The 5384-nt window shown below is 30.1% G+C and carries 7 protein-coding genes and 1 pseudogene; 2 read left to right on the top strand and 6 right to left on the bottom strand.

Annotated features, from left to right (window positions below; all coding sequences use genetic code 11):
- The first annotated feature begins 34 nt into the window (after positions 1-34).
- On the top strand, positions 35-448 hold the full coding sequence (ybeY, locus tag ACXJH6_RS03095; protein WP_456470307.1) for an rRNA maturation RNase YbeY: 414 nt from the start codon (positions 35-37) through the stop codon (positions 446-448).
- A 6-nt stretch (positions 449-454) separates the two neighbouring features.
- Here the strand turns inward: ybeY and ACXJH6_RS03090 are convergent, their stop codons facing one another.
- The gene (locus ACXJH6_RS03090; RefSeq protein ID WP_456470306.1) at positions 455-1732 is read right to left on the bottom strand and encodes an RNA-guided endonuclease TnpB family protein; all 1278 of its coding nucleotides are present in this window, start codon (positions 1730-1732) and stop codon (positions 455-457) included.
- 97 nt (positions 1733-1829) lie between these two features.
- On the opposite strand from ACXJH6_RS03090, the pseudogene ACXJH6_RS03085 reads away from it, so the two are divergent.
- Positions 1830-1940 (top strand): annotated as a pseudogene (locus ACXJH6_RS03085) (transposase); the annotation flags it as partial.
- 74 nt (positions 1941-2014) lie between these two features.
- Here the strand turns inward: ACXJH6_RS03085 and ACXJH6_RS03080 are convergent.
- The 5 genes from ACXJH6_RS03080 to ACXJH6_RS03060 form a co-directional block, all read right to left on the bottom strand.
- Positions 2015-3244, bottom strand: coding sequence for an RNA polymerase factor sigma-54 (locus tag ACXJH6_RS03080; RefSeq protein WP_456470305.1), 1230 nt, complete (start codon positions 3242-3244; stop codon positions 2015-2017).
- On the bottom strand, positions 3241-3960 hold the full coding sequence (gene lptB / locus ACXJH6_RS03075) for an LPS export ABC transporter ATP-binding protein (RefSeq protein WP_456470304.1): 720 nt from the start codon (positions 3958-3960) through the stop codon (positions 3241-3243). The genes ACXJH6_RS03080 and lptB overlap by 4 nt, the downstream gene beginning before the upstream one ends.
- Positions 3948-4349, bottom strand: coding sequence for a tRNA (adenosine(37)-N6)-threonylcarbamoyltransferase complex ATPase subunit type 1 TsaE (gene tsaE / locus ACXJH6_RS03070; RefSeq protein WP_456470303.1), 402 nt, complete (start codon positions 4347-4349; stop codon positions 3948-3950). The genes lptB and tsaE overlap by 13 nt, the downstream gene beginning before the upstream one ends.
- Positions 4350-4385: 36 nt before the next feature.
- A complete protein-coding gene (locus tag ACXJH6_RS03065) occupies positions 4386-4820 on the bottom strand; it encodes a phosphoribosylaminoimidazolecarboxamide formyltransferase (RefSeq protein ID WP_456470302.1) in 435 nt (144 codons plus the stop codon).
- A partial coding sequence (locus tag ACXJH6_RS03060) for an MFS transporter (protein WP_503417175.1) occupies positions 4801-5384 on the bottom strand: 584 nt, incomplete at its 5' end. The genes ACXJH6_RS03065 and ACXJH6_RS03060, both read right to left, overlap by 20 nt.

Genomic DNA, 5384 nt, shown 5'->3' with positions numbered 1-5384 from the left:
CTTTTTGTATAATTTTACTAAAAAAGGCTTTAAAATGATAGATTTTGAAAACAGAACAGATTTTGACTTTGATGTAAACTCTTTAAATGAAATATACTGTTATCTCACAGATAAAGACGTTGAACTTATTTTAACAACGGATGAAGAAATAAAAGAGCTTAACAAAACCTACAGACAAAAAGACAAACCAACAGATGTATTAAGTTTTCCTTTAGAAAACATTCCGGGAATGCCTCTTGGGAGTATAGTTATTTCAATAGATACGGCAAAAAAAGGGGCAAAAGAATTTTCTCACAGCGTGGAAGATGAAATAAAACTCCTTTTTATTCACGGACTTTTGCATCTATTAGGATACGACCACGAAACAGATAACGGCGAAATGAGAGCAAAAGAAGAACAAATTATAAAAAAATTTAATTTGCCCCAAAGCCTTATAATCAGGTCGTGAACTACCCTAACTTTTTGCTAACGCAAATAAGTCAGGGCTTCCTGCTTCAACGGTTGCCTTTTGGCACACCTCCACAGGCTCTTTGGATACCCCACAAAACAGGTTTTGCGGGGACCCCTTGGGCTGTTCCATCCCTGATAATACAAATTTTAGCATATTCTTTGCCGCATTTATATCTCTATCGTGAGCGGTATTGCAATAAGGACAAGTCCATTTTCTTTTTGATAATGGAAGTTTATCTATTTTATATCCACATATGCTACAAGTTTTTGAACTTGGAGAAAATTTATCTATTTGAATCAGTTTAGCTCCATACCACTCACTTTTGTATTTTAGAAACTCCACAAATTTAGACCAACTCACATCGCTTATTGATTTTGCAAGATAATGATTTTTTTGCATATTTTTGACGGATAAATTTTCTATTGCTATTAGTGAGTATTGCTTGGCTATCACAGCACTCGCTTTATGAAGAAAATCGTTTCTTTGATTTAGGATTGTTTCTTGGAGTTTTGAGATTTTTGCTTTTAGTTTATACCAATTTTTTGAATATAAAACTTTCCTTGACAGTCTTCTTTGTAAAATTTTTAATCTTTTTTCCGTTTTTCTAAACCATTTGGGATTAGAGATTTTTTCTCCGTTAGAAAGGATTATAAAATGCTCTAACCCCATATCTATTCCAATTACTTTGAAAGGTTTTTGAGTTATTTTTATAACTTCTTCAATTAGAATAGATATGAAGTATTTGCCGTTTTTTCTTGATATGGTAGCTTGTTTGATTGTTCCGTTTTGTAGTAATTGACGATGAAATTTTACTTTTATTCCCTCTTTTGATTTTGGAATATAGACTTTATTATCTTTTACTTTTACATTTTGAGGAATATTGAATGATTGATAATTATCTTTTTTAGATTTAAATTTTGGAAATCCAAGTTTTAATGCTTTTGTTTTTTGTTTTGGAGTGTTTGCTTTTGCAAATGCTATTTTTCTTTCTTTTACGACTTCTTTACTAAAGGCTCTTTTATATGCTTTGATTAAATTATGAATTGAAACTTGAAGAGATTGTGAGTTTATTTGATTTAACCAAGCGTATTTTTCATCTTTTTTAAGTTCTTTTAATTCTTTTTGAAGAGTTGTTTTATTTGGAAGTTTAGTGTCTTTATATTTGCCCCAAAAATAGTTATATATAAATCTACAAGCCCCGAAATGATTTTCTAAAAACTCTATTTGCATTTTAGTCGGATAAATTCTGTATTTATAAGCCCGAAGTATTGTTTTTTGCAAAAACTTCCTTTTTTATATAATTTTACATCAAAAATAAAAAGGTATCAAGCAAAAAGAGCCCATTATCACGATGAATATAATTTGAATATCCAAGTTTTACTCAAAACCCTATTTTTGGACAAGAACTTATTTTATAGCTACAACAGGCGGAGCACCGCTTGAAATTATCAAGCAATATATACAATCCCAAGAAAGACCAACAAAATAATGAGCTTTCGCTCATCCCAAATTCATCTCCCTCTAATTATCCTAATTAGAGGGAGAATTCTTTGCTGGTTTTGGTTAAACGACTTCTCCGCCTAGATTATATATTTTTTTTCTCTCTCTGCTGCTTGGAATACGTAATGCTTCTCTATATTTGGTAATAGTTCTTCTTACTAAATTTAAATTATATTTATCATTAACAATAGCACAAATTTTATCATCGCTTAAAGGCTTGGTTTTAGACTCTTTTTTTATAATTTCCTTTATTTCCTCTTTTATCTGATTAGCTGAAATTTCCTCATCCAGGGCAGTTGAAAAAAAACTTTTTAAAGAAATTATTCCTCTATCACACAAAAGATATTTATTGGAAATTGCCCTACTTATAGTAGAAGAAGCAAAATCCAGTTCATCAGCTAAATCTTTTATTTTCATAGGTTTTATAACTCCGCCCTTAAAAAAGTCATATTGAAGCTCAACTATCATAAGAGCTATTTTTTTTAGTGTAGCTTTTCTCATTTCAAGAGCATCCACCACACTTCTGGCTTCTTTAAACTTCTCTTTTGAATACTTATCATCTCCGCTCTCTTTTATAGAAATTTCAGGATAAAACTCATCGTTTATTTTTATTTTAAGGTCCCCGTCCTCTTTATAAATAATAATCTCAGGAATAATCTCTTCAACAACCCCAAACTCTTCAGCCGGGTTTATTTTAAAATTTTTTATTACATTAAGCGCTTCTTTATAATCTTTCTCTTGGGTAAATTCTTCAAGCCTCTCTAAATTCAAAACCATTTTTTTAACAAGAGAAAAAAGCTTTTCATCTAAATGTTCCATATTATAAAGCTGAAACAAAAAACATTCTTTTAAATCCTTAGCCCCGACCCCTGCCGGGTTTAAATACATAAACCTCTCTCTTACACTGGACACTTTTTCTTTTTTACAGCCTATTTCTTTAGCTATTTCTTCCTCATCTCCTTCAAAATACCCCTGCGAATTTATATTCTCCACTATTTTCCATGCTATTTTTTTTGAAATGGACGTAGGAAAAAGATTGGATGTCTCAATTTGTTCCGTAAGTTCTTCAAAAAAAGTTTTCTTAGAAACACTTAAAGCCTCTATCTTATCGGTTATGGCGTTTTTTAAATTTCCAAACGTAATAAATTTTCTGTTTTTAACTTCCAAAAAAGGATTTTCTTTGGAAATATTCTCAACCTCTTCATAAAGTTCGTCAACCCCCGCTTTTAAAAAAGGCAAAAAATTTATAAGTTTCGTAGAAAGTTTATTTACGTTTTTTTGTTTTAACTTCATAATTTAAAATCCGCTCCTAGATAATATTTTTTAACATCCTTATGATTTACTATATGATTAGCATCTCCTTGCGTTAAAATCTGTCCATCTTTTAAAACATACGCCCTGTCGCATATAGAAAGAGTTTCCCTTACGTTATGGTCCGTTATAACAACCCCTATTTTTTCTTTTTTTAAAAGGGCTATAAGATTTTTAATATCATTTACATTTACTGGGTCCACTCCTGCAAAAGGCTCGTCTAAAAATAGAAATTTTGGTTTTGGCACAAGCGCTCTTGCTATTTCAACCCTTCTTCTCTCACCCCCGCTTAAATTTATTCCTTTTCTTCTTCTAATAGGCTCTATATTAAACTTTTCAAGCAGTTCTTCGACAAGCTCTTCGGCTTCTTTTGGAGGATAATATTCCTCAGCGACTATATAAAGATTGTCTTCAACGCTTAAATCCCTAAAAATCGAACTTTCCTGAGGCAGATACCCTATTCCCATCCTCGCTTTTTTATAAAGAGGTTTTTTGGTAATATCGTTTTTATCAAGAAACACCTCCCCCTCATCTGGAGTCAAAAGACCGCATATAAGATAAAAAGTAGTGGTTTTTCCGGCTCCGTTGGGACCTAAAAGCCCAACAATTTCTCCTGTATTTATATATAAACTTACTCCTTTTATAATAAGGGTCTTTTTAAAAGATTTTTTAAGGTTCTTAGCTTCTAATTTTGACATTCAAACAGCCTTTTGTTTTTATTAAGAGTAATATTGATTTTTAAATAATCAAATCCGTACGTTTTTAGAATATCTTCCAAATCTTCCCCCCACTCTATAAAATGATATCCTTCCTTTTCAAGTTCTTCCAACATTCCAAGGGCCAAAAACTCATCTGCTCCTTTATTATAAAGGTCATAATGATAAATTTTTCCGCCGTAGATGTTTTGAATAGCAAAAGTAGGCGAAGTAACATCCTCACTTAATCTCAATGACTTTGCAAACTCCTTTACAAGAGTAGTTTTACCACTGCCAAGAGTACCGCTTAAAATTATTACCTTTTTACCGCTTTTTTTAATACATTCGATAACTTTTTGCAAATCTTTTATATTTATTACTTCTATTTTCATACGCCCTCTTTTTTTTATTTTATCAAAAATCCGCTCTTAAAGCAGAGATTTAAGTTTATTTTCAATCTCTTCAATTTCATTTTTGTTTAAAGAATTTTTTAGATTTTGAATAAAAAGCCCTTTTTCTTTTTTTAAATATGCTTTTAAAATTTCTTCGAAATCGTCAAACTTCACAAACGCATCAACGGAATTTTCATCTGCTTTTAAAATTATAAAATCAAGCATCCTAAAAAGCATATCCCTAACCAGCAAATTTTCCATAACAAATTTTTTAGCTTTTTCATTTTCTCCCACCGAATATATCTGGAGATTAAAATGATATTCAAGCTCTTTTTTCATTTCTTTAGCCAAATCTTTAATCTCTTCTAAAAAAACTTTACTGTTCCCAAAGTCAAAATTGTCTCTTAAAAATTCCATCTTTTTAAAAATTTCTTTTATCTCTTTTTGATGGTTAATTATCGGTTCTAACATATATCCTCCATATTATTAAACTTACAACAATTCCTAAAAGAGAAAAAATAACGGCATAATCAAATCCTAGTTTTTTCCAAATAAATCCTATAATAATACTTCCTATTCCACCAAGTACGGCAACTAAAAAATAAAAAACTCCATAAACAGTAGCGGTATTGTAAGCATTTTTTGAAATAATAATTCTAAAAAAATTAAAAAATCCGACTAAAAAAATTCCCTCGAAAATAAATGCCGGAACTAAAAAATCAAAATAAAGACTTAATACCGCTAAAATGTGACTTATCGATAGAAAAAGATAAAATTTTTCATCTATTTTTTCAATAAGTAACCCAAACGGATAACTGAAAACCGTCTGGGTAAAATTAAGAAGTATCATAAAAAGAGGTATATACATATAATCAATATTTTCTTTTGCCTTTACGATAAAAAAGCTCTCACTTACAACAAATAAAAGCATAATATTTAATATGACAAGCTTTTTTATAAATGCCAAATCTTTTTTTAAATCGAATTTATATTCTTTTTTGTTTTTTACATCTTTTATAAAAAAGCTTAAAATTA

It is taken from the genome of Caminibacter sp. (assembly GCF_053999135.1).
The sequence above is the reverse complement of the archived record's forward strand: the minus strand, read 5'-3'. Positions and strand labels throughout refer to the sequence as shown.

Excerpts from the sequence above, each read along its gene's own strand:
- ybeY (WP_456470307.1), top strand. The coding sequence starts at position 35 with ATGATAGATTTTGAAAACAGAACAGATTTTGACTTTGATGTAAACTCT.
- ACXJH6_RS03065 (WP_456470302.1), bottom strand. The coding sequence starts at position 4,820 with ATGTTAGAACCGATAATTAACCATCAAAAAGAGATAAAAGAAATTTTT.
- ACXJH6_RS03080 (WP_456470305.1), bottom strand. The coding sequence starts at position 3,244 with ATGAAGTTAAAACAAAAAAACGTAAATAAACTTTCTACGAAACTTATA.
- lptB (WP_456470304.1), bottom strand. The coding sequence starts at position 3,960 with ATGTCAAAATTAGAAGCTAAGAACCTTAAAAAATCTTTTAAAAAGACC.
- tsaE (WP_456470303.1), bottom strand. The coding sequence starts at position 4,349 with ATGAAAATAGAAGTAATAAATATAAAAGATTTGCAAAAAGTTATCGAA.